The organism is Nocardia stercoris, assembly GCF_003696265.1.
GTDB lineage: Bacteria > Actinomycetota > Actinomycetes > Mycobacteriales > Mycobacteriaceae > Nocardia > Nocardia stercoris.
The window spans coordinates 229,176-254,492 of sequence record NZ_RFFH01000003.1 but is presented as its reverse complement, the minus strand read 5'-3'; the positions used below and the strand labels follow the sequence as shown (position 1 = coordinate 254,492).

The window sequence follows — 25,317 nt, the reverse complement described above, 5'->3', positions numbered from 1 at the left end:
GACTTAGACAGTGGCGTCATAATTTATCGATCGTGCTCGCGCATCGATTTTCTGCACCGCTCCGGGTGATTCGACACAAGTGGGTCGAGCGCGGCCTGAAATGGCCGCGGTTCAATGGTCCCACTATTGCCCGGAGCGTGTTCTTGTGCGTCGGCGAATGGGAGAACGTGCAATGCCGGGTGATGGTTCAGCTGTTCATAGCGCGACCTTGGTCGATACCATAGAAAGTCGTGCGGAACGAACGCCCGACCGGATGGCAATGCGATTCGTCCGGCCAACGGCCGCGAATCGTTTCGAAACCGAGGACTTCACGTACCGGGAAATAGCGGAAAAAGCTCGGTCGATCGCGGTGCATCTCGGGGAACAGTGCGCTCCCGGGTCGAGAATTCTGCTGCTGTGCCCGCCGGGGCTGGAATATACCCTGCATTTCTACGGCTGCCTGTATGCCGGGCTGATTCCGGTACCGGCCTATCCGCCGGCCTCGAATCGGCACCTGTCCCGGGTCGAGACCATCGCCCGCTCGGCGCGGGCCGCGGCGGTCCTCACCGCCGAGGGCGCCGACCGCTTCGACCTGTCCAGCATCCGCGGCGCCGAGATCCCGACCCTGGCCGGCGCGACCTGGATCGAGGCGAAACGCTCGTCCTTCGACACGCCGTCGGACTCCTGGCGCCGACCCGAAATCACTGGCGACACAACGGCATTGCTGCAGTACACGTCAGGTTCCACCTCGGCGCCGAAGGGGGTGGTCGTCAGCCACGCCAACCTGCTCGACAATGCGCGCCTGGCAGCGGACACCTTCGGCCTGACCCCCGACAGCCGCGGTGCCGGCTGGCTGCCGCCCTACCACGACATGGGCCTGCTCGGCGGCCTGGTCTCGCCGATCCACACCGGATATCCGATCGTGGTGATCTCGCCGATGACGTTCATCCGGGATCCACTCTATTGGCTCGAGGTCATCTCGCGGGAACGGGCGACCAGTAGCGCCGGCCCCAATTTCGCCTATCAGATGTGCGTCGACAAAGCGACTCCCGAACGCTTGGCCGAATTCGATCTGTCGACGTGGAATTACGCCCTGAACGGTTCCGAACCGGTTCGCGCCGAAGTGCTGGACACTTTTTCCGACACGTTCGCCGAATGCGGGTTCCGGCGCTCGGCGTTCTATCCCTGTTACGGACTGGCGGAAGCCACACTGCTGGTCTCCGGGGGACGTTCGTCCGGTGATCCGACCATTTTGCGGGTCGGCACCGAACAGCTCGCGCACGGGCAGGTGGTGACCGGATCCGAGGGCCCGCAGCAATCGCTGGTGAGTTCCGGAAAGGTTGCCCCGGACACCGAGGTCGTCATCGTCGATCCCGCCACTTCCGCCGTCCTTCCCGAAGGCGCGGTGGGCGAGGTGTGGATGCGCGGCAGTAGCATCACCGCCGGATATTTCGAGAACGAGTCCGCGACCACCGAAACCTTCCGCCGATTCACCGCCGACGGGTCCGGTCCCTATCTGAATCCGGGCGATCTCGGGGTAATGGTCGACCAGGAACTCTATATCGTCGGCCGCACCAAAGAGGCAATGAATTTCCGCGGCCGGAATGTCTATCCGCAGGACGTCGAGGCGACCGCGGTGGCGAGTCATCCGGGTCTCGCGGGGACTCGCTGTATCAGCTTCTCGATCGAGGTCGACGGAGCGGATCAGCTGGTCGTGGTCCAGCAGAAGCCGCGCCGGGCCAGCCGCGAGCACGCGGACGCGGATATCGTGCGGGCCGTCCGCCGGGCGGTCTCCGACCACCATCAGCTGTCGGCCTACGACGTGTTGCTGGTGCCCGCACGGGCCATTCCGGTCACCTCCAGCGGCAAACTGCAGCGCGCGGAATGCCGCAAGAGCTATCTGGACGGGGAGTACGGCGGCCGCATCGTTTCCCAATCCGAGACGAATAGTGCTGTGCCACAAGAACAGTCGTCGGAAGTAGCCGACACGCGGCCGGTTGCGCAACGGCGGCGGGAGATCGAGGACCTGCTCGTCACCCTGATCTGCCGCCACGCTGGCCTCACCGCCGGCGAGGTAGACCGGCACGAACAGTTCGCCACCTACGGCCTGAGTTCCATTCAGGCCGTGCGCATCGCGGCCGACCTGTCCGACGAACTCGGCACCGAGATCGCGCCGACCCTGGCCTGGGAATACCCCAGCATCGATGCGGCCGCCGCCGCACTCGCCGGTGCCACCGATCCGGCGGCCGCCACCGAATTCACCAGTGCCACCGAAGAACCCATCGCGGTGGTCGGCGTCGGCTGCCGCCTGCCCGGCGGTGTGACCGGCCCGGACAGCTTCTGGGACCTGCTGGTCGCGGGCCGCTCCGGCATCGCCGAGGTCCCCGGCGACCGCTGGGACGCCGACGGGCTGTTCGACGCCGACCCGGACGCCCCGGGCAAGACCTACTCGCGGCACGGCGGCTTCCTCGACGACGTCCGCGGCTTCGACGCCGGTGTGTTCGGGGTGTCGGCCCGCGAGGCCACGACCATGGACCCACAGCACCGCGCCGTGCTGGAGGTCGCCTGGGAGGCGCTCGAACACGCCGGGATCGCACCGGATTCGTTGCGCGGCAGCGCAACCGGTGTGTTCGTGGGTATGTCCGGCGGTGACTACGAGCGGATCGCCGCGGCGGCCCACGGCATCGCCGACATCGACGCCTATGTGGCCACCGGCAACGCCGGCAATTTCGGTGCCAACCGGTTGTCGTACGCGCTCGGTCTGCAGGGACCGAGTCTGGTGGTCGACACCGCCTGCTCGTCCTCGTTGGTCGCCGTGCACCTCGCCGTACAGAGCCTGCGGGCGGGGGAGAGCGACCTCGCCCTGGCCGGTGGCGTGAATCTGCAACTGTCCCCGGAGGTCACGGTCGCGCTGGCCAAGGGCCGCATGCTGTCGGCCACCGGACAGTGCCACACCTTCGACGCCGCCGCCGACGGGTACGTCCGCGGTGAGGGTTGCGGTGTGGTGGTGCTGCGCCGGCTGTCGGACGCGCTGGCCGCAGGCGACCACATCCTGTCGGTGATCCGGGGTTCCGCGGTCAACCAGGACGGCCGCAGTTCCGGCCTGACCGCACCCAGCATGACCGCGCAGCAGGACGTGGTGCGCCGTGCCCTGGCGGTGGCGCGGGTGGCACCGGCGGAGATCGGCTATGTCGAGGCGCACGGTACCGGCACACCGCTGGGCGACCCGATCGAGGTCCGGGCCCTGGCCGGCGTGCTGGGCACGGACCGGCCCGCCGACCGGCCGCTGCGGCTCGGCTCGGTCAAGACCAATATCGGGCATCTCGAGGCCGCGGCCGGCATCGCCGGATTCATCAAGGCGGCACTGGTGTTATCGCGCGGGGTGATTCCGCCGCACCTGAACCTGCGCGAGCTGTCCCCGCACATCGCCTGGGACCGGATGCCGGTGCAGGTGCCGCGCACGCTCACGGTGTGGGGCGAGGGCCCGCGCCTGGCCGGTGTGTCGTCGTTCGGCTTCGGTGGCACCAACGCCCACATCGTGCTGGGTGCGGCACCGGAACCGGCCGCGGCACCGGCGGATACCGCCGACACCCGGCCCGCCCTGGTGAAGGTTTCCGGCGCCGATGCCGCCGGTGTCGCCGCGACCGCCGCGCGTCTCGCGGAATTCGTTGCCGCGCAAGCACAGTGGCAGGCCGGTGCGGTGGCGTGGGCCGCCGGTACCGGGCGCGCGGATCTGCCGTCGCGGGCCACCGTGCTCGCCGGCTCGCGCACCGAACTGCTGGCCGGGCTGCGCGCCCTGGCCGCCGGCACGGGCATCCGGGAGCGCCGCCACGCCGGGGCCCGGCCCCGCGTCGCGTTCCTGGCGCCCGGGCACGGCGCCCGGATCACCGGCGTGCTGGCCGGGGTGTACGGCACGGTCCCGGTTGTCACCGACGTGCTCGACAGCCTCGGCCCGATGACCGAACTGCCGCTGTCGGTGCTGGTGGAGACCGGGCCGGACGCGGAGAGCGCGGTACTGCGCACCGAGGTGGCCCAGCCGGCGCTGTACGCGCTCGCGGTGGCGCTCGGATCCTGGTGGCGTTCGGTCGGTGTCGAACCCGAGCTGATCGCCGGGCACAGTGTGGGCGCCTACGCGGCCGCCGCCCTGTCGGGAGCGTTCTCGATCGGGACCGGCGCCGAGCTGATCCGGGCCCGGGCGAACGCGATGAGCGCACTGCCCGACGGGACCGGGATGGCCGCCATCGGCTGTGCCGCGACCGATCTCGCCGACCTGCCCGAGTCGGTGTCCGTCGCGGCCGTGAACGGCCCGTCCGACACCGTTGTGGCCGGACCCGATGCCGAGGTCGACGCCGTGGTCGCGACTGCCCTGGCCCGCGGGCTGAAGGCGAAACGCCTGTCGGTGAACCGGGCCTTCCACACCGCCGCGGTCGACCCCGCGCTCGACACGCTGCGCGCCGCCTTCGCAGCCGCTGAATTAACCACGCCCACAACCGAGTTCATCTCGGACACCACCGGCGCGGTGGTGTCGGCCGAGGTGACCGACCCCGAGTACTGGGTGGACCACACCCGGCAGCCGGTGCGCTTCGGCGACGTGATCGACACCGCCCTGAGCCGCGGGATCACCACGGTCGTGGAACTCGGCCCCGGCGCCCTGCTGCCGCTGGTCCAGAACCGCCCCGGCGACCACGAAACCCTCTGCGTCGCATCGGTATCCGCAACCGATCCGGCGCGGGCGCTGACCGAGGCGGCCGGCCGGCTGTGGCGGAACGGCACCGATCTGGACTGGACCGCGCTGACCACCCGGCCCGCGCGGGTGCCGATCCTGCCCACCTACGCCTTCCAGCACGTGCCGTACTGGATCACCGACGGTCCGGTGCGGCCCGCGATCACCGCGGGTTCGCCGGCCGCAACCGCGAGCCGATCCGAAACCGGCTCGCGGCACAGCGCGCTCGGCGCCCCGGCGGCGCGCACTGTCGACGAGGAGATCCGAAACCTGCGCGGGCACATCGCGCGACTGCTCGAACTGCCCGATCCCGACCGGATCGACCCCGACACCGGGCTCTTCGAACTGGGCCTCACCTCCGCGATGGCCGTCGAACTGATCACCGTCCTGCGCGAAACACACAGCGTGCCACTGCCGGCCACCGTCGTGTTCGAGCATTCGACCATCGCGAAGCTCGCGGCCTACCTCAGCCGGGGCGGGGCGGGCACCGGCCCGGCCACCCGGTCCCGGGCCGCGGCCCCGGCGGAACCGATCGCCATCGTCGGCATGGCCTGCCGGTTCCCGGGCGGCGCGAACGACCCCGCCGGGTTCTGGCGGTTGCTGCGCGACGGCGTGGACGGCACCGGCCCGATACCCGCCGACCGCGCCGCGTTGCGGGCCGGACTCGGCGACTTCCGAGGCGGATTCCTGGACCTGCCGGTCGCCGGCTTCGACCCCGACGTGTTCGGGATCTCGCCGCGCGAGGCACGCAGCATGGACCCGCAGCAACGGCTGCTGCTGGAGGTGGTGTGGGAGGCGCTCGACGACGCCGGAATTCCCCGCGACCACCTCGACGGCGTCGCCGGTTCGGTACACGTGGGCATGAACACCACCGACTACCTGCAGCTGCTGGCCGCCGACGGCACCGCGCAGGTGGACCCGTACTTCGCCACCGGCAACACGTTCAGCGTCGCGGCCGGGCGAGTGTCGTATCTGCTGGGCCTGCGCGGCCCGGCCACCGCGATCGACACCGCCTGCTCGTCGTCGCTGGTGGCCACCGACCACGCGATCCGCGACCTGCGTTCGGGTGTGTCCGATGTGGCGATCGTGGGCGGGGTGAACCTGATCCTGTCGCCGGCGACCGTGCTGAGCCTGTCCAGCATGGGCGCGCTGGCCGCCGACGGGCGCTGCAAGACCTTCGACGCGGCCGCCGACGGATACGGGCGCGGCGAGGGCTGCGGTGTCCTCGTCCTCAAGCGGCAGTCCGACGCCGAACGCGACGGCGACCGGACCTGGGCGCTCATCCGGGGTTCCGCGGTCAACCAGGACGGCCGCAGCGCCGGCCTGACCGTGCCCAGCGGTACCGCGCAGGCCGAGGTCATCGCCGACGCCCTGCACGCCGCGGGCGTCACCGCCGACGCGGTCGGCTACGTCGAAGCACACGGCACCGGAACCCCGCTGGGCGATCCGATCGAACTGGCCGCCTTGGCGAGTGTGCTGCGCCCGCACGACGACGCCGAGCCGCTGATCGTCGGTTCGGCCAAGTCCAATGTCGGCCACCTCGAGGCGGCGGCGGGCGTGTGCGGTCTGATCAAGGTCGCACTGTCCCTGCACCACAAGATGATTCCGCCGAACCTGCACTACGGCACCCCGAACCCGCGGGTGCCGTGGGAGCAGACCCCGATCACCGTGCCCACCGCGGCCACGGCCTGGCCCGAGCACGGCGCGGGGCGGATCGCCGGGATCAGCTCGTTCGGCTTCAGCGGCACGAACGCGCACGTCGTGCTCCAGGAAGCGCCCGCGCCGGCACCCGCCGCGGCAGTGGAAACGGAACTGCCGCAACTGATCACGGTGTCGGCGGCCTCCCCGGCCGCGCTGCGCGCCACGGCCGCCGCCCTCGCCGGCCGGGCGCGCGCCGAGGCGATCAGCACCGCCGATCTGGCCGCGACCCTGCTGCGGCACCGGACCCCGCAACCGTTCCGCCACGGTTTCGTCGCCACCGCCACGACCGACCTGCTCACCGGCCTGGACGCGCTCGCCACCACCGCAGCCGACGCGCCGCGCACCACGGCGCGGACCCGGGCGGGACTGGTGTTCGTCTATTCCGGTCAGGGCAGTCAGTGGGCGGGCCTGGGCGAACGGCTCCTCGGTGAACCGCTGCTGCGGGCCGCGCTCACCGAGTGCGACGACCTGGTGCGGGCCGAGGCCGGCTGGTCGCTGCTCACCGAACTGCAACGCGCACAGGCGGAATCGCGGCTCGAGCACACCCGGATCGCGCAGCCGGTGATCACCGCGCTGCAGATCGCGCTGACCGACCTCTGGGCCTCCTGGGGGATCCGGCCCGGCGCGGTGATCGGACACAGCATCGGTGAGATCGCGGCCGGCTACGCCGCCGGCGTACTGAGCCGCCGCGACGCGCTGCGGCTCGCCATCGGGCGCGGCGCGGCCATGGACGACTTGCACGGGCAGGGCGTGATGGCGGCGGTCGGCCTGCCCGAAACCCACGTGCGTGAGCTGGTCGAGGACCAGCGCGCGACCGGCGGGGACGGTGGCGGCCTGTGTGTCGCCGCGGTCAACGGCCCGGCGGCCGTGGTGATCTCCGGCGCGGCCGACGCCGTCGACGCCGTCCTGAGCGCCGCGGCGGCCCGGGGTGCGCGCACCCGGATCATCCAGCAGCGCTATGCCTTCCACAGCAGTCAGGTCGAATCCGCCCGGGCCGCACTGGCCGACGTGCTGGATCGGGTCGAATTGCACCGCCCCGCCGTGCCGTTCCACTCGACGGTCACCGGTGCGACGGCCGACACGGAACTCACCACGCCGGCCTACTGGCTCGCCGGCGCGGTGCAGCCGGTCCGGTTCCTGGCCGCGCTGCGTGCCGCCGCCGCGGCCGGGGCGCACCGAGCCGTGGAGATCGGCCCCGACCGTTCGCTGGCGGGAGCGATCCTGCAGTCCCAGGACGAGGCGCCGCTGCGGTACCTGCCGTCCATGACCCAGGACCGGTCGGTCCGCGAGAGCGTGCTGGCCGCCGCCGGTGCGCTGCTCGACGACGGATACCCGGTCGTCCCGGCCGCGATCGTGCCCGACCACACCTACCGGCGCGTCGCGCTGCCGGCGTACCCGTGGCAGCGGCAGGAGTACTGGCTGCCCGGCGCGGGTGCGATGACGACGGCCGAATCGACCGGTCCGCAACCACTCTCGGACCTCTACGGCATCACCTGGGAGGCGAGCGAATCCCGCCCGGAACCGGTGCCAGAACCGGGCACCTGGGTGATCGTGGCGGCCGCGGCGGGTCCGGCCGGGGACCTGGCCGACCGGTTGCAGGCCGACGGGCACGGCGCCCTGATCGTCGATCCCGAGTTCGCCGCCACCGCGGACCGAGCCCGCTGGGACGCCGCGATCGCCGCGGTCCGGCCCGCCGGCGCCGGCAACGCGGTCGGTGTCGTCTACGTGGCGGCAGGCACCGAGAATGCCTCGGGCACGCCGGACCTGGTCGCCGCCGAGGTCGAAACCACCACCGCCACCCTGCTGACCGTGGCGCAGGCGTGGATCGCGAGTGGCCGCATCGGCCGGATCTACGCCGTCACCCGCGGCGCCGCCCCGGTCGGCGACGAACCGGTCACGTTGGCGCACACCCCGCTGTGGGGTCTGGGCCGGGTGGTCGGGCTCGAGCACCCGGGCCTGTGGGGCGGCGTGATCGACCTCGATCCCCGCCACACCGACCCGGTCGCGGACGCGACGCGGATCGCCGCCGAGATCACCGCCGCCGACGTCGAGGACCAGGTCGCCTACCGCGACGACCGGCGCCTCGTACCCCGGCTGCACAACCTCGACGAGGTGTACCCGGCCACGCCCGAATTGCGTTCCGACGCCGCCTATCTGATCACCGGCGGCCGCGGGTCGCTCGGTGTCCGGCTGGCCGGTTGGCTGGCCCGCAGGGGCGCCCGGCACCTGATCCTGCTCGGCCGCAGCCCGCTCGCGGACGCCGCCGCGCAGACGCGGGAAGCCGTTGCGGCCCTGCGGGAGTCGGGGGTGACGGTCTACACCCCGGACGCCGACGTGGCCGACCACGCCGCGATGTCGGCGCTGTTCGAGGATCCGGCTTGGCCCCCGGTCCGCGGTGTCGTCCACGCCGCGGGCACGCTCGACGCGGCCACGGTCGCGGACATGCCCGTCGACCAGTTCCACCGGGTGCTGCACGCCAAGGTGCGCGGTGGTCTGGTCCTCGACGCACTGCCCGCGCTCGCCGAGGTGGACTTCTTCGTCCTGTTCTCCTCGGCCGCCGCGGTCTGGGGTTCGGCACTGGCGGCCCACTATTGCGCCGCCAACCACTTCCTGGACATGCTGGCCTGGGACCGTCGGGCGCGCCGCGCGCCGGCGCTGGCCGTGGACTGGGGCTGGTGGCAGGACAGCGCGATGGCCGCCGGGCACGGCGACTACTTCGCCTCGATGGGTATGGCGGAACTGGCCGCGGACACCGCCCTCGAGGTGCTGGACGCGACGCTGACCGGTGAACTCACCCAGGTGGTCGCCGCGCCGGTCGACTGGCGACGCTTCCTGCCGGTCATGGAGGCCAAGCGCCGCCGTCCGCTGCTGTCCGGGATGGCCGCGGCCTCCGCGGACGCGCTGCGCACCGCGGCCGCCGACCGGTTCGTGGACCGGGTGCGCACCGCCGCGCCCGCCGCCCGGGACCGGCTGCTGCGCGACGCGGTGCAACGCGAGGTGGCCGTCGTGCTCGGTCTCGATCCGCAGGTCCGGCTGGACCCGCAACGCGGGTTCTTCGAGTCCGGCATGGATTCGATCACCAGCGTCGAGCTGAAGGGCCGGATCGAGGCCCTGCTAGGCCGCACGGTCCCGGTCACCACCGTCTTCGAACACCCGACCATCGCGGGCCTGAGCGCCCACCTGCTGGAACTACTGGCCTTCGACGACACCGGAGTGCCCACCGCCGCAACGGAATCCGCGGCCACCGACACCGAACTGGCCGATCTGTCGGAGCTCGAACTGCTCCAGCTGCTCGACCGGGAACTGAACTCCGGGAGGATCGATGACCGTCACTGACGAACGCGACACCGCACGCCAGCCCGATCGCGAGGCCACGCTGCGCCGCGCGCTGCTGGAGGTGCGATCGGCACGCGAGGAGGCCGCGCGCACCCGCAACGCCCTCACCGAACCGATCGCCGTGGTCGGAGTGGGCTGCCGGTTCCCCGGCGGCGTGCACGGCCCGGAGGACTTCTGGGAACTGCTGGCCGACGGCCGGTCCGGTGTGATCGAAACACCCAGGGACCGTTGGGATCTGGACCGGTTCTTCGACGCCGACCCGGAGGCGCCGGGCCGCACCTACTCCCGGCACGGCGGCTTCCTCGACGACGTCAAGGGTTTCGACCCGGCGGTGTTCGGGATCCCGCCGCGGGAGGCGGCCAGTATCGACCCGCAGCACCGGCTGGTGCTCGAAGTCGCCTGGGAGGCACTGGAGAACGCCGGAATCGCACCGGATTCGCTGCGCGGCAGCGCCACCGGTGTGTTCGTCGGCATGGGCAGCAGCGACTACGAGCGGCTCGGTGCGGCGGCCCACGGCGTGGAAGCCATCGACGCCTACGTCGCGACCGGCAACGCCGCCAATTTCGGCGCCAACCGGCTGTCCTATGTGCTCGGCCTCGAGGGACCGAGCCTGGTGCTGGACACCGCCTGCTCGTCCTCGCTGGTGGCACTGCACCTGGCCGCGCAGAGCCTGCGCCGCGGCGAATGCGATCTGGCGCTGGCCGGCGGTGTGAACATGCTGCTGTCGCCGGAGGTGACGGTCGCGTTGTCCAAGGGCCGCATGCTTTCCGAGACCGGCCAGTGCCGGACCTTCGACGCGGGCGCCGACGGGTACGTGCGCGGCGAGGGCTGCGGTGTGGTGGTGCTGCGCCGGCTGTCCGACGCGGTCGCCGACGGTGACGCCGTGCTGTGCGTGATCAAGGGCAGCGCGGTCAACCAGGACGGCCGCACCTCGGGCCTGACCGTGCCGCGCGGTGCGGCGCAGCGGGCCGTGGTCGGCCGCGCGCTGGAGGCCGCGGGCGTGGCACCGGCCGAGGTCGGGTACGTGGAGGCGCACGGCACCGGCACCCCGCTCGGCGACCCGATCGAGGTGCGCGCCCTGGCGGCGGTGCTCGGTCAGGGCCGGCCCGCCGACCGGCCGGTGCGACTGGGCTCGGTGAAGACCAATATCGGCCACCTGGAGGCCGCCGCCGGGATCGCCGGGTTCATCAAGGCGGCGCTGGTGGTCTCGCGCGGCGAGATCCCGCCGCACCTGCATCTGCGCGAGCCGAACCCGCACGTCGCGTGGGACGAACTGCCGGTGGAGATTTCGCGCACCGGGGGCGCGTGGGGCGACGGCCCGCGGATCGCGGGGGTGTCCTCGTTCGGCTTCGGCGGCACCAACGCGCACGTCGTGCTGGCCGCCGCGCCGGACCGCGCCTACTCCGCGCCGATCCCCGAACACCCTGTGGTGGTGAAGGTTTCGGCGACCACCGCGCAGGCACTGGACGAGGCCGTCACACGGCTGGCCGACTGGGTGCCAGGCGCGGGCGCGGACGCCACCGAGATCGCCTGGGCCGCCGGTGTCGGCCGGGCCGACCTGAACCATCGCGCGGCCGTGGTCGCCGCCACCGCCGGTGAGGTCGCCGACGGACTGCGCGAGCTGGAGTCCGGCATCGGAATCCGGGGCCGGCGCATCCCGAGCGCACTGCCGCGGGTGGCGTTCGTCCTGCCCGGGCACGGTGCCCGGATCGCCGGTGCCCTGGCCGGAATCTACGGTGTGCACCCGGTGGTGACCGAGGTGCTCGACAGCCTGGGTGACGTCGGTGCCCTGCCGCTGTCGGCCCTGGTCGAGCCCGGGCCCGAGGCCGAGGCGGCGTTGCTGCGCACCGAGGTCGCGCAGCCCGCGCTGTACGCGCTCGGCGTGGCACTGGGCCGCTGGTGGCAGGCGGCGGGAATCCAGCCGGAACTGCTGCTCGGCCACAGCGTCGGCGCCTACGCGGCGGCCGCGCTCGCCGGGGTGTTCTCGGTCGCCGACGGCTGGACGCTGATCACCGAACGCGGCCGGGCGATGGGCGAACTCGCCGCGGGCGGGGCGATGGTGTCGGTGGCCTGCCCGGCCGCGGAGCTGGACCTGCCGCAGCTCGCGTCCGGCGCGGTCGTGGTGGCCGTGCGGAACAGTCCGTCCGATACCGTTCTGTCCGGTCCGGAGACCGAGATCGACGCCGCGGTCACGGAACTCACCGCGCGCGGGGTGCGGGCCAAGCGGCTGCACGTCACCCAAGCCTTCCACTCGCCGCTGGTCGAGCCCATGCTGGCCGACCTGCGCGCCGCGTTCGCGGGTATCGAATTGTCGCCGCCGGCAATCGATCTGGTATCCGACAGCAGCGGTGCGGTGGAGGCCGGGCGCTTCGCCGATCCGGAGTACTGGATCGAGCACACCCGGGAGCCGGTGGACTTCGCCGCCGCCGTCGACACCCTCGTCGGGCACGGCATCACGACGGTGATCGAGCTGGGTCCCGGTGCACTGCTGCCGCTCCTGGTCAATCATGCCGGGGGCGCGGGCCTGTACTGTGTGCCGTCGGCGGGCTCGGACCGGCCCGGCCACCGGCTGGCCGACGCGCTCGCCCAGGTGTGGGCGAGCGGCGCCGATGTGGACTGGAAGGCGGCACTGCCGCGGCCCGGTCGCCGGGTGGCCCTGCCCACCTACCCCTATCAGCGCACGCCGTACTGGATCGCCGAGGCCACCGCGCCGCGCGACGCGGCGGCGACCCGCACCGGCGCGGCGGCACCGAACGGGGCGCTCGAGCCGTTGATCGTCGTGTCGGCGGCCAGTGGTTCGCTGAGCCAGACCCGGATCTCCGCGGCCGCGATCCCGTTCCTGGACGAGCACATCGTCTACGGGACCCGGGTGGTACCCGGTGTGGTGATGCTGGAACTCGCGCTGCGCACGGCCGAAGCGGTGGCGCCGGAACCGCTGCTGGCCCGCAGCGTGTCCATCGAGCACCCGCTGGTCGCACCCGACGAAGCGGAGATCGATGTGCAGGTCCTGGTCACCGGCAGCCTCGAGACCGAGGATCTGACTGCCGAGATCTTCAGCCGCACAACCCGTTCCGAGTCCTGGACCAAGCACGCGACGGTCGGGTTCGGTCCGCGGGCGGCCACCGGCGTCGCCGACGGCGACGCGGACCTGTATCTGGAGCACCCGCAGGTGGTGAACGCCGCCGAGTTCTACGAGCAGGTCTGGCATCCACGCTTCGAGCTGGGCCCCAGCTTCCGGATCGTGGACCACGCGCAGATCGGGATCGGCGCGGCGTTCGGTGCGGTGCGCTCCCCGGCACCGGACTCCGGTAGCGAGATCGCCGGTGTCCGAACCGAACTGCTCGCCTTCGACGCCTGCGTCCAGCTGGTGGCCGCCGCGTGGGCGCACGAGCACGGCACCGATCCGAACCGCCCCGTCCTGCTGGGCACCGGATTCGAATCCATGCACGTGCTGCGTGATCTCACCGGCGATCGGCTGGAATGCGCTGTCACGCTGACTCATTCGGCGCCGACCGGCGCGACCGGCGATATGCGGATCCGGGTCGGCGGCGAACCGGCGGTCCTGTTCACCGGGGTGTCCTTCGCGCCGGTGAGCCCGGAGATGCTCGACCGCCTGGTGCATGCCAGCCGGTCCACCGGCACCGGGTCGGCCCGGCTGGCGAAGGTCCCGGCGCCCGACCTGGCGGAACTGCGGACGGCGGACCGGGTGGTCGCGCACGAGACCGTGCTGCGCTACATCGTCGACATCCTGGCCGCCGTACTCGGAGCCGAACCGGCCGACATCGACACCCTCGCCCAGTTCAACGATCTGGTCGACTCGCTGATGATCGCCGAACTCAAGCGCAAGATCGAACGCGACCTGGAGATCGGCGTCCCGCTCGAGGCACTGTTCGACCATCCGACCCCGCGCCGGCTCACCGACTGGGTGGTCACCGAACTCGCCGACGAACACGCCGAGCAGGCCGACGGCGCCACCCGCTCGAGCCAGGGTGTGCGGATCCGGCGCAAGACGGTCACGGAGATGACCGAACTGGCCGCGCTCGACGCCGACATCACCCCGAAAGAGCTCACCGCCGGCCGCCGGCCCGATGTATTGCTCACCGGCGCAACCGGATTCGTCGGCGCCTTCCTGCTGCGGGAGCTGCTCGACCGGCACGAGCGGGTGCACTGCATGGTCCGGGCCGACGACGCCGACCACGCGCGGCGGCGCCTGGCCGCCAACCTGGCCGGCTACGGACTGCCGTGCGACGACGAGGATCTCGCCCGCATCGTGCCGGTGGTCGCGGACCTCGGCAAGCCGCTGAGCGGCCTGAGCCCGGTCGACTACGACCGGCTCGCCGCCACCGTCGGCCACATCGTCCACGCGGGCGCCCTGGTCAAGTGGACCTACCCGTTCCGCGGCCTGGAGGAGGTGAACGTCGGCGGCACCCGGGAACTGCTGCGGCTGGCGACCTGGGGTGCGCCCATACCGTTCCACTTCCTGTCCACCGTAGGGGTGTTCTCCTCCCGGGAATACCTGCGCGACAGCGTCGACGAGACCGAGCCGCTGGCCAACAGCGGTGCGCTCGTGGTCGGATACGCCCAGACCAAGTGGATCGCCGAGCAGATGGTCCGCAACGCCGCCGACCGCGGCCTGCCGGTCACCATCCACCGCATCAACACCGCCGGCGACAGCACGACCGGCGCGTTCAACAAGCTCGACCACCTGTCGATGATGATCAAGGGCTGCATCGAGGCCGGGATCGCGCCCAGCCGAGCCGAGATGCCGATCCAGCCGGCGCCCGTCGACTACGTGGCGACCGCGATCGCCGCGTGCACGACCGAACCGGCGCTGCTCGGCGGCACCTACCACCTGGTCAGCCGCCGGCCGATGACCTGGCCCGACTTCTTCGACAGCCTGGACGAATTCGGCTACGACCTGCAACGGTTGCCGTTCGACCAGTGGCGGGAACGGATTCTGGGCCGCGGTTCCAGTAGCGTTGCGCTGCTCGGCTTGATGCCCTTCCTCAGCGATTCCGTCGATCACGTCCGGCTGCCCGAGTCCGAATGCGATCGGACCGCGGCCGCGCTGGCCGCGGTCGGGATCGATTGCCCGGCACTCACCAAGGGACAGATGACGATCTATCTCCGCCGGTTCGTCGACACCGGGTTCGTGCAACCTCCCAGCGCCCAGCCCACGAGCCGAAAGGCAGCACAATGAGCAGCACCCTCACCCTCGATCTGGCCGATCCCGAATACCGGCTCAACCCGTGGCCGAAGTACACCCAGCTGCGCGAGCGGCCGGTGCACTTCCTGCCGGAGGCCACCTGGGACGGCCGCGACCTGTATGTGCTGGCCCGCTACGACCAGGTCAACGACGCGCTGCGCAACAAGGACCGGTACTCCTCGCATATCCAGCGCGAGGGCATGCTGAACGTGCCCATGCTGGTCAACCGTGACGCCCCCGAGCACACGCGGCTGCGCAAGATGGCCAACCGCGGATTCAGCGCCCGGCTGGTCCGCACCCTCGGTGACTGGGTGCAGGACCACGTCGACACCCTGATCGACGACATCCTGGTGCAGGACCGGGTGGAGTTCGTGGAAGCGTTCACCACCGCGCTGCCGCTGCGGGTCGTGGGCGGCATGCTCGGAATCCCGTTGGACCGCAAGGCCGAACTGCGCCGGTGGTCGCAGGGCGTGATGGACGGGTTCGCGGTCGCCGCAGGCATGGACCCGGACCTGGCGCCTGGCTACTACGAGGACGTCCTCGAATTCAGCAACTACATGGACGAGCTCGCGCAGGCCCGGCTCGGCCGCCCGAACCCCGGCGACATCCTGGGCGAGCTGGTAGCGCAGGAGGAGTCGGGGGAGATGACCCGCGACGAACTGGTCACCATGGCGTGGTCGTTCATCGCGGCCGGCCACGAGACCACCATGAACCTGCTCGGTGGCGGCTTCAAGACCATCCTCGAGGACCCGGCCCTGGCCGACCGGCTGGCCGAGAACCCCGAGGACATCAAGGAATTCATGGAGGAGTTCCTGCGGCTCTACAGCCCCACCCAGTGGCTGCTGCGCCGTGCCGCCACCGAGATCGACTTCGGTGACGTGGTGGTGCCCGAGGGCGGGCTGATCCATGTGGTGATCGGTTCGGCGAACCGGGACGAGACCCGTTTCCCGGACGCGGCGACCTTCGACCTGGACCGGGCCAACAAGCGCGACCACCTGGCGTTCGGCGCCGGACCGCACTTCTGTCCGGGGTCCTCGCTGTCGCGGCTGCTGGCCGAGCACGCGTTCGCCTCGCTGCTGCGGGTCCGGGACCGGTTCGCGCTGGATCCGCAGGATCCGCCGAAGCTGCGCACCCGGCAGGGTTCCTTCGGTTACGCGTATCTGCCGGTGCTGGTACAGAAGCCGGGCAATGCCGCGTAGGCGAGCACTGCTCGTGGGCGGCGCGCTGCTGGGCGCCGCCTGGGCGAGCGGGGCCGGCCGGGCCCGCGCCGAGGCCGGCGAGCGGATCGAGAACCTGATCATCGGATCCGGGTACGCCGGGTCGGTGGCGGCCCTGCGGCTGGCCCAGGCCGGGCGGGCCGGCGTGGTCCTCGAACGCGGGCGGCGCTGGAACATCGGTCCGGCCGGCAACACCTTCGCCACGCCGGAGAAGCCGGACCCGCGTGCGGTCTGGCTGCCCGGTGCGGACGGGACGCCGCTGTCCACCGGTGTGCTGGAAGCGTTTCCGTGCAACGGCATCATCGGGCTCGCCGGTGCCGGGGTCGGCGGTGGTTCGCTGGTCAACAACGCGGTGCTGATCGCGCCGAGCGAGGCGGGCTTCCAGCGGACCTTCGCCGGGATACTCGACTATGCCGAGTTCCGTGACACCTGGTATCCGCGGGCCCGGGCGCTGCTGGGGGTCGCGTCGATCCCCGACGACGTGCTCGGCTCGGCCGCGTACGGGAACGCCCGCGAATTCGCCGACACGGTGGCCGACGCGGGCTACGACCCGGTCCGGCTGGACACCGGGGTCGCCTGGGACGTGGTACGGCAAGAGATCGACGGCACGCTCGCGCCCGCCGCGATCGCCGGACATTCGTTGTGGGGCATCAACAGTGGCGCCAAGCGCAGCGTCGACCGGACAGTACTGGCGGCAGCCGAGGCCACCGGCCTGGTGGAAGTGCGGCCGCTGTCGCCGGTGCGGTCGATCCAGGCCACCGGCGACGGCTACCGGGTCGAGTACACCGATCTCGCGGGCGGGGAAGCTCGGTCGGTGACCGCTACCCGGGTGATTCTCGCGGCCGGTTCGATCGGCACGTCGGGGCTGCTGGCCCGGGCGCAGGCCGAGGGCACGCTGCCCGGAATCACCGCCGAGGTGGGCCGCCGCTGGGGTACCGGCGGTGACCATCTGGTCGGAATCGGCGGCTGGCCACTGCCTTCCGACGCGCAGGGCGGGCCGTCGCATCTCGGGCTGTTCGACGAGGCCGGGGACGTGCCGGTCACACTGCTGTCGTTCCCGCTCGGGAAGACGATGGGCGGGCAGCTGGCCGGTGGGCTCCTCGCCGTCTCCGATCCGCCCGCGCTCGGCACCGTCCGGTACGCCGGCCGGACCGTGATCGACTGGCCCGCATCGGATTCCGCGGTGGCCCGGATCGCCGGGGCGGTGGCGGCGACGGCGCAGCGGATCGCCGGCGCGCGGGGCACGACCAGCTTCTCGGCGAGCGGGGCACCCACCACCTCGCATAGCCTGGGCGGGGTGGTATTCGGTTCGGCCACAACCGATACCGGTGAGGTCATCGGATGCCCCGGCCTGTATGTGGTCGACTCCGCACTGCTGCCCGGATCCTGCGGTGCCGCACCACCGGCGTTGACGGTGACGGCACTCGCGGATCGCTGCGTCACCACCCTGCTCGCTCACCTCGATCGCTAATCCGAAAGGCGACAACCCATGTCCGGATCGGTTCTCATCACCGGCGCCACCCAGGGCCTCGGCCTGCTCACCGCCCACGAGCTGGCCCGGCAGGGCCGCGACCTCGTGCTCGGCTGCCGCAACCAGGCCAAGGCCGAGCAGGTCGTCGCGGGAATCCGCGCCGAGAGCCCCGACGTCACCGTCACGATCGAGGTCATGGACACCTCCTCGATCCGCTCGGTCCAGGAGGCGGCCCGCCGCATCCGCGACACCGCCGCGGTGTCGGCGATCGTCTGCAACGCGGGCCTGCAGATCGTCGACGGGGTGCAGAGCTCGGTCGACGGCTACGAATTGACCTTCGCCACAAACCATCTCGGTCACTTCGAGCTGGTCACCACGCTGCTGCCGGTGCTGCCGTCCGACGCCCGGATCGTGTCGGTGGCCAGTGAGGTGCATCAGGGTCCACACAAGTCGTTCGGGTTCCCGGCGCCGCGCTGGGACGACCCGGCCCGGCTCGCGGATCCGGCGGCGCAGCCGAAGGGTTCGGCCGGGCAGCTGGGCCGGGTGCGCTACGCGAACTCCAAGCTCGCCAACATCTACTTCACCTACGAGCTGGCCCGGCGGCTCGGCGACGGCGGCATCACCGCCAACGCCTTCGACCCCGGTCTGATGCCGGAAACCGGTCTGTCCCGGCAGTATCCGAAGTTCGTGCAGAGCTTCTACACGAGCATGACGCCGCTGCTGACCAAGCTGCCCGGCGCGGCGACGGCCGCGACCTCCGCGAGCAACCTGGCGTGGCTGGTGAATTCGGCCGACGTGGCGGGCGTCACCGGCAAGTACTTCTCCGGCCGCCGGGAACGGCCCAGTTCGCGCGCCTCCTACGACACCGAGCGGGCGGCCCAGCTGTGGGAGGTTTCCGAGCAACTGATCCGCAAGGTCACCGGCTGATGACGAAACCGGTTGCGGCGCAGCGTGGTCCGGCCCGCACGGTGCTGGCGGTGATCCTGGCCCTGTTCGCCGCGGCACTCACCGTCGGCGTGCTGGTGCCGGATGCGCGGCTGGCCGGCGGCGCCGCCGATCCGGCCGCCGACTCGGCCGTGGTGGCGCGCCAGATCGGTGGGATCGCGCCGCAGGCCGACCCGAACCTGTTCGTGCTGGTGTCCGCACCCGGCGGGGTGGACGATCCGCGCGTCGCCGCCGCCGGCAAGCTGCTGACCGAGCGGCTCGGGACCGTCGACGGCGTGGTGGGCACGGTGTCGGCGTGGACGGTGCCGCTGCCCGCGCTGATCTCCCAGGACCGCCGCTCGGGGCTGATCATCGCGCACATCCAGGGCGACGAGGGCGCCCAGGACCGCACGCTGACCGCGGTGCGTGCCGGACTGCCACAGGTGGATCCGGATATCGGCGTGCGAATCGGCGGCCCGGCAGCGGTGCGCGCCGAGGTGCAGTCCACCATCAAGACCGACCTGCTGCTGGCCGAACTCGTGGCCATGCCGCTGGTGCTGCTGGTGCTGCTGTGGGTGTTCGGCGGCGTGGTCGCGGCGGTGCTCCCGGTCGCGGTCGGGGTGATCTCGATCGTGATCACCAATGCGCTGCTGCTCGTCCTCGGGCATGCCGTCGACGTGTCGGTGTTCTCGCAGAACCTCACCACCGCGGTCGGTTTGGGCCTGGCGGTGGACTACGCGCTGCTGCTGGTCCGCCGGTTCCGGGAGGAGTTCCGGGTGCGCGGCGACACCGAGAGCGCGGTCACCGCGACGCTGGCCACGGCCGGGCGCACGGTGCTGTTCTCCGCGGTGACCATCACCGCGGTGCTGGCGGTGCTGCTGCTGTTCCCGATGTACTTCGTGCGGTCGTTCGCGTACGCGGGCGTGATCGTGGTGGTGGTGTCCACGACGACGGTCCTGGTCGGGTTGCCGGCCGCGTTCCGGCTGCTGGGTCCGCGCATCGTACAGGGGTTCCGGAAGTCCGATCCGGCCGAGCGCGGGTACTGGGCGGCGTGGACCCGGGTGGTGCTGCGGCGGCCGGCCGTGTTCGCGGTCGCCACCACCGTCGTCTTGCTGTGTCTGGCCGCGCCGTTCGCGTCGGTGAAGTACGGGACGGTGGACGACCGGCAGCTCCCGCCCGGCGCGGATATCCGCGCCACGCACGACGTGCTGCGCACCGACTTCCAGGCCGGCGCGCTGCCGATCGCCTACGTCGTGGTGCCCGCGAACAGTGATCCGGCGCGGATCATGGCGCTGTCGGCGGCCATCGGGCGGGTGGACGGTGTCGTGGCCGTGAATCCGCCTCCGCTGCAAGCGGATCCGCGGTCGGGCGCGACACCGCGGCCGAGTGCGCTGCTGGTGGCGGCGGCCAAGGGCATCGAGCCGACCTCGCAGCGTGGCCAGGACGTGGTGTCGGGGGTGCAGCGCCTGGCGCGAGCCGACGGGCTACAGGTGGGTGGCGGTATCGCGACCCTGCTCGACACCGAGGCCGCCATCGGCCGCATCGGGCCGTTGGCCGTCGCGATCGTGGCACTGGTCGCCTTCGCCGCGCTGTTCCTGCTGACCGAGAGCGTGGTGCTGGCGGTGGTGTCCGTGATCGTGAACGGGCTGAGCCTCACCGCGGCGCTGGGTGCGATCGTGTGGATCTTCCAGGACGGGCATCTGTCCGGACCGCTCGGATTCACCTCCACCGGTTCGATCGACAGCACACTGCCGATCCTGGTGGTGTGCATCGCGTTCGGGCTGTCCATGGACTACGGGGTGTTCGTGCTGGCCCGGCTCACCGAGGAACGGCGGTCCGGGGCCGACCATCGCACCGCGATCGTCAACGCCATCCAGCGCACCGGCGGCATCATCACCTCGGCCGCGATCATCCTCGCCATCGTGTTGATCGCGATCGGCGCCTCGCGCGTCTCGGCCACCAAGATGATCGGCATCGGGGTGGCCCTGGCCGCCACCGTCGACGCCACGGTGGTGCGCCTGATCCTCACTCCGGCGGTGCTCGGTGTCCTCGGCTCGGCCACCTGGTGGTCACCGGAACCGTTGCGCCGCTGGGCTGCCCGGCTCGCGGTCCACGACGGCGCGGCGGCTGCGCCGGCCGTCGAGGTCGCCGAGGTGAGCAGCTGACCGTGTTCCGTCCCTCTCCCGAAAGCGTGCCATGACAAAGACATTCGCCGAGGAATACCGCTTCGACCACTCGGCGCGGGCGATCCACGACGCGCTGACCTCCCGGGCGCACTGGGAGCGTCGGCTGGCCGAGGTCGGTGACCAGGTGACCACCATGACCGGGTTCACCGCCGACGCCGAATCCACGACGGTCACCGCCGCCACCGAGATCGCGACCGCGCTGCTGCCCCGCGGCGCCGCGCGCGCCCGCGACATCACCTTCGATTTCGCGGAGAGCTGGTTTCCGTTGACCGGTGACACCGCGCGCGGCACGTTCACCGGCTCGATCACGCTGGCGCGCATGGTGCTCGACAGCGAGTTCGTCCTGACCGCCACCGGACCGGACAGCGCGGTGCTCACCCTGACCGGGGAGATCACCGCCAAGCTCCCGGTGTTCGGCAAGGCCGTGGAGGAAGGGGTGCTGGAACAGACCGTCGAGGGGTTCGCCCGCAACTGCGCGTTCATCGACGCGTGGGTCGCCGAACAGGCGGCCGCGGCCGGTAACTGACGAACGGACTCGGCACCCGCCACTTCGGGGCGGGTGCCGAGCCGTTTCCTGGTCGATTCGCCGGATTACCGAGTGCCGCCCGCGTGCCAGGTCCCGGATCGGCGTTGTTCGAGGCGATCGTTGTTAGCGTCGGTCCCGCACGGGATGCTCCGCATTTCTTGACCACCGGGATCGAGAGCTTCGGGAGTCACAGTGACGGATCGGTTCGGCAGGATGAGTCGTCGTGGCCTGTTCGGGGTCGGGCTGGCGGTCACGGCGGGAACCGTGCTCGCCGCGTGCGGTTCCGGGGACAGCGAACGCGGCGACGACGGCGGTGAGCCGGCGGACAGCATGGCCATGAGCACCGATCCGGTCGCCGTGGCCACCGACGCCTACATCTTCGGGTATCCGCTGGTGCTCATCGACGCGACGCGCGGGACCGACCTGCCGGTCGATACCTTCATGCACGCCGCCGCCCTGCCGACACCGGCCGACCGGGTCGCGGCGCGAACCGACCTGGACACGCTGCGGTCGCAAGCATGGCTGGACCTGTCGGCCGAACCACTGGTGTTGCAGATTCCCGCGACAGACGGCAACCGGTACTGGCTCATGCAGCTGATCGACGCCTGGAGCAATACCGCCCACAACCCGAGTAGTGTTCGGCCCCAGGTCGTTTCGGGTACCGAGCCGCCGTTCACCTACCTGGTGACCGGCCCCGGCTGGACGGGCACGGTCCCGGCGGGCATGACCCGGCTGGCGATGAACACCAACCGGGTGTGGGTCGTCGGGCGCATCCAGCTCGACGGGCCGGACGATATCGACGCGGTCCGCGCGATCCAGCAGCGAATCAAGCTGGCACCCTTGCACGCCTATCTGGCCGACCCCGGCATCTCCACACCTGGTGTCATGTTCGACGCGACCGCGCCGGGAGAGTCGGCGCGAGACACGGTCGCCGGTATGACTCCGGCCGCCTACTTCACGAAACTGTGCGAGCTCATGGCCACCGACCCGCCCGCTGCCGCCGACGCTCCCGCGATGCAGCGGTTCGCGTCGCTCGGCATCGCCCCGGGTGGCACGCTCACGGCCGAACCGGGCGGGCTGAGCGCCGGGGTCCAGGCCGCGAAGTCCGCCATCGCCGGCTATGCGGATCCCGCCGTCCAGAGCCCGAACGGATGGACCTTCTCCCCGGGCACCGGCACGTACGGCACCGACTATCTGCTTCGGGCGCACGTCGCGCGGACCGGGCTGGGAGCGAACCTTCCCGAGGACGTCATTCACCCGACGTTCGCCGGTGTCGCCGACTACCGCGGCACGCCGCAGCGGTTCCGGATCCGTTTCGATGCCGGGCAGCTGCCGCCGGCGGGCGTGTTCTGGTCGATCACCGCCTACGACGCGGACGGGTTCCTGATGGGCAATCCGGCGGGCATCTACGCGGTGGGCCACCGGATTCCGGTCACCGCCGGCCCGGACGGTTCGGTGGACGTCGCGGTACAGCACGCCGACCCCGGATCTGATGTGCCCGAAGGCAATTGGTTGCCGATCGCGGCCTTCGGGAGGTTCACGCTGACGATGCGCCTGTACGCACCCACACCGGAAGCCGTGCAGGGCAGATGGCAACCGCCGCTGCTCGAGACCGTCGGCTGAGCTCACGCCGGGGCGGGATCTTCCACGAATTCGTAGACGCCCGTGGGGAGCTCGAGCGCCCGGGCGGTCCGGTCGGCCGCCGTGTCGACGGCGATCCGGGGCTGGGCGGGCAGGGTGTCCGGGTAATACGTTCCCGGACCGTAGAACTGGCCGTAGCGCAGTACCACGCCGCCCGCCGCCAGCACCGATTGCTCCAGGAATTCCTTGGCGGCCTGGCCTTCTCCCTCCATCGTCCAGGCGACACTCTGGGCGATGAACCGGGCGGCACCGGCTTTTCGGGCGGCCGCCAGTAGGTTCGTGGTGCCCTCCCGGCGGATACGGGCGTTGGCCGCCCGTCCCTCGGGTAGGAGGGCCGGGTCGTCGGGCAGGTCGGTGAGCTGATGCATCACCAGTTCGGGGGCGAAGGCGGTGACGGCCGTGGTGAGCCCGTCCGGATCGAAGGCGTCGCACACCACCGGTTCCGCACCGGCGGCGGCGAGCAGCCGCGCTTTCGCCGGCGAACGGGTCATTCCCGCCACGTCGTGACCCGCCGCGACGAGCAGTGGTACCAGCCGAGAACCGAGCACGCCGCTGGCGCCCGCCAGAAATATCCGCATGGTTTCCGAGGGTATCGACCTCGACGCGACGGCTCCCACCGGCCGTCCACCTGCGACAACACCGTGTCAGCATTCGTGTCAGTTCGCTGTCAGCCCGGTATCAGCGCCGCTCGCGACAGTAGTTCTCGTGAACAGCACAGCAATTGCAGCGAACGGGCTGCGGAAGGCATACGGGGACAAGACGATCCTCGAGGGTATCGATCTGAACATCGGTGCCGGAACGATTTTCGCCCTGCTCGGCCCCAACGGGGCCGGCAAGACGACGACGGTGAACATCCTGACCACCCTGTCGAAGGCGGACGGAGGTTCGGCGCGGGTCGCCGGATACGACATCGCCACCGAGACGAAGGCGGTGCGGGCCTCGATCGGGGTGACCGGCCAGTTCGCGGCGGTGGACGATCTGCTGACCGGCGAGGAGAACCTGCAGCTGATGGCGGACCTGCACCGGCTGCGGGGCGCCGACCGCAAGCGGGTCGTGACCGGGCTGCTGGAACGATTCGATCTGCTGGAGTCGGCACGCAAGCCGGCCGCCTCCTACTCCGGCGGCATGCGCCGCAAGCTGGATCTGGCGATGACGCTGGTGACCAAGCCGGAGATCGTCTTCCTGGACGAGCCGACCACCGGACTGGACCCGCGCAGCCGCCGCACCATGTGGGAGATCGTGCGGGAGTTGACCTCCGAGGGCGTCACGATCTTCCTCACCACCCAGTATCTGGAGGAGGCCGACCAGCTGGCCGACCGGATCGCGGTGCTCGACCAGGGCCGCATCGTGGCCGAGGGGACCGCCGACGACCTCAAGCGCCGGGTACCGGGCAGCTACATCGCCTTCCGGTTCGACCAGCTCGCCGAGCTGCGCGCGGCGGCCGCGGCGCTGCCCGATGCCAGCTCGGACGACGAGGCGCTGACCCTGCGGGTACCCGGCAGCGGCGGATCGGCGTTCCTGCGCGACCTGCTGGACCGGCTCGCCGCATCCGGCCTGGAGGCCGCGGAGGTCTCCATCCACACCCCCGATCTCGACGACGTTTTCCTCGCCCTCACCGGGCACGCCACCACGGAGGCCGCACGATGAACACCCTGACCGCACCCCTGGCCGACGCGACGATCATGTTGCGCCGCAACTTCACTCACATCGCCCGCACTCCGGTGTCGGTGTTCAACGCGGCACTGATGCCGGTGGTCATGCTGCTGATCTTCGTCTACGTGTTCGGCAACGCCTTCGATGTCGGTGAGCACTACATCGACTACGCGACACCCGGTGTGCTGCTGCTGGCGATCAGCTACGGGCTGTCCGGGACCGCAGTGGCGGTCAGTTCCGATATGGCCAAGGGGGTCATCAACCGGTTCAAGGTCATGGACGTGTCCCGCGGTGCGGTGCTCACCGGGCATGTCGCGGCGACCATGGTGACCAACGCGGTGGCCGTCGCTGCGGTGCTGGGTGTGGCGCTGCTGCTCGGGTTCCGTTCCGACGCAACCGCTCTCGACTGGCTCGGCGTGCTCGGCATCGTGGTCGCCACCTCGTTCGCGACCTCGTGGCTGACGGTCGCGCTGGGCATGGCCGCGAAGACGCCCGAGTCGGCGGGCATGAGCGTGGTGCCGATGATCATGCTGCCGTTCGTGAGCAGCGCGATCGTGCCGGCCGCCAAGATGGGGCCGGGGGTGCGGCAGTTCGCCGAGTATCAGCCCTTCACGCCGATCATCGAGACCATCCGGGGGCTGCTCGCCGGGCACCCGTCGGGCGGGACAGCGGCGGCCGCGCTCGCCTGGTGCGCGGGGATCGCGGTGGTCGGCTACCTGTGGTCGCGGGCCTCGTTCGACAAGCGGGCGTGACC

The 25,317-nt window shown here is 71.3% G+C and carries 11 protein-coding genes; 10 read left to right on the top strand and 1 reads right to left on the bottom strand.

The features are described from left to right. Positions 1-100: 100 nt before the first annotated feature. The 8 genes from EBN03_RS09635 to EBN03_RS09600 all read left to right on the top strand — a co-directional run bounded on the left by EBN03_RS09635 (position 101) and on the right by EBN03_RS09600 (position 22,892). A complete protein-coding gene (locus tag EBN03_RS09635) occupies positions 101-9,739 on the top strand; it encodes a type I polyketide synthase (RefSeq protein ID WP_122187602.1) in 9,639 nt (3,212 codons plus the stop codon). Beyond that, positions 9,726-14,939: a type I polyketide synthase gene (locus tag EBN03_RS09630; protein ID WP_122187601.1), complete on the top strand. Its 5,214-nt coding sequence runs from the start codon at positions 9,726-9,728 to the stop codon at positions 14,937-14,939. Before EBN03_RS09635 ends, EBN03_RS09630 begins: the two co-directional genes overlap by 14 nt. Further along, positions 14,936-16,144, top strand: coding sequence for a cytochrome P450 (locus tag EBN03_RS09625; RefSeq protein WP_158675575.1), 1,209 nt, complete (start codon positions 14,936-14,938; stop codon positions 16,142-16,144). Before EBN03_RS09630 ends, EBN03_RS09625 begins: the two co-directional genes overlap by 4 nt. Continuing rightward, positions 16,134-17,633: a GMC oxidoreductase gene (locus tag EBN03_RS09620; protein WP_147471501.1), complete on the top strand. Its 1,500-nt coding sequence runs from the start codon at positions 16,134-16,136 to the stop codon at positions 17,631-17,633. Before EBN03_RS09625 ends, EBN03_RS09620 begins: the two co-directional genes overlap by 11 nt. Before the next feature lie 18 nt (positions 17,634-17,651). Further along, positions 17,652-18,560 carry an SDR family NAD(P)-dependent oxidoreductase gene (locus tag EBN03_RS09615; RefSeq protein WP_122187598.1) on the top strand — a complete coding sequence of 303 codons (909 nt, stop codon included), beginning with the start codon at positions 17,652-17,654 and terminating at the stop codon, positions 18,558-18,560. Continuing rightward, entirely contained in the window at positions 18,560-20,722 is a 2,163-nt protein-coding gene (locus tag EBN03_RS09610; protein WP_122187597.1) for an MMPL family transporter, read from the top strand. The genes EBN03_RS09615 and EBN03_RS09610 overlap by 1 nt, the downstream gene beginning before the upstream one ends. 31 nt (positions 20,723-20,753) lie before the next feature. Further along, entirely contained in the window at positions 20,754-21,269 is a 516-nt protein-coding gene (locus EBN03_RS09605) for a DUF2505 domain-containing protein (protein ID WP_122187596.1), read from the top strand. 213 nt (positions 21,270-21,482) lie between these two features. Further along, entirely contained in the window at positions 21,483-22,892 is a 1,410-nt protein-coding gene (locus tag EBN03_RS09600) for a DUF1254 domain-containing protein (protein ID WP_233608275.1), read from the top strand. Between the two features lie 2 nt (positions 22,893-22,894). On the opposite strand, the gene EBN03_RS09595 is transcribed toward EBN03_RS09600, so the two are convergent. Continuing rightward, entirely contained in the window at positions 22,895-23,488 is a 594-nt protein-coding gene (locus EBN03_RS09595) for an NAD-dependent epimerase/dehydratase family protein (RefSeq protein WP_122187594.1), read from the bottom strand. A gap of 127 nt (positions 23,489-23,615) precedes the next feature. On the opposite strand from EBN03_RS09595, the gene EBN03_RS09590 reads away from it, so the two are divergent. Both EBN03_RS09590 and EBN03_RS09585 read left to right on the top strand, forming a co-directional pair. Next, positions 23,616-24,557: an ATP-binding cassette domain-containing protein gene (locus EBN03_RS09590; protein ID WP_122187593.1), complete on the top strand. Its 942-nt coding sequence runs from the start codon at positions 23,616-23,618 to the stop codon at positions 24,555-24,557. Then, positions 24,554-25,315 carry an ABC transporter permease gene (locus EBN03_RS09585; RefSeq protein WP_122187592.1) on the top strand — a complete coding sequence of 254 codons (762 nt, stop codon included), beginning with the start codon at positions 24,554-24,556 and terminating at the stop codon, positions 25,313-25,315. The genes EBN03_RS09590 and EBN03_RS09585 overlap by 4 nt, the downstream gene beginning before the upstream one ends. The last annotated feature ends 2 nt before the right edge of the window (positions 25,316-25,317 follow it).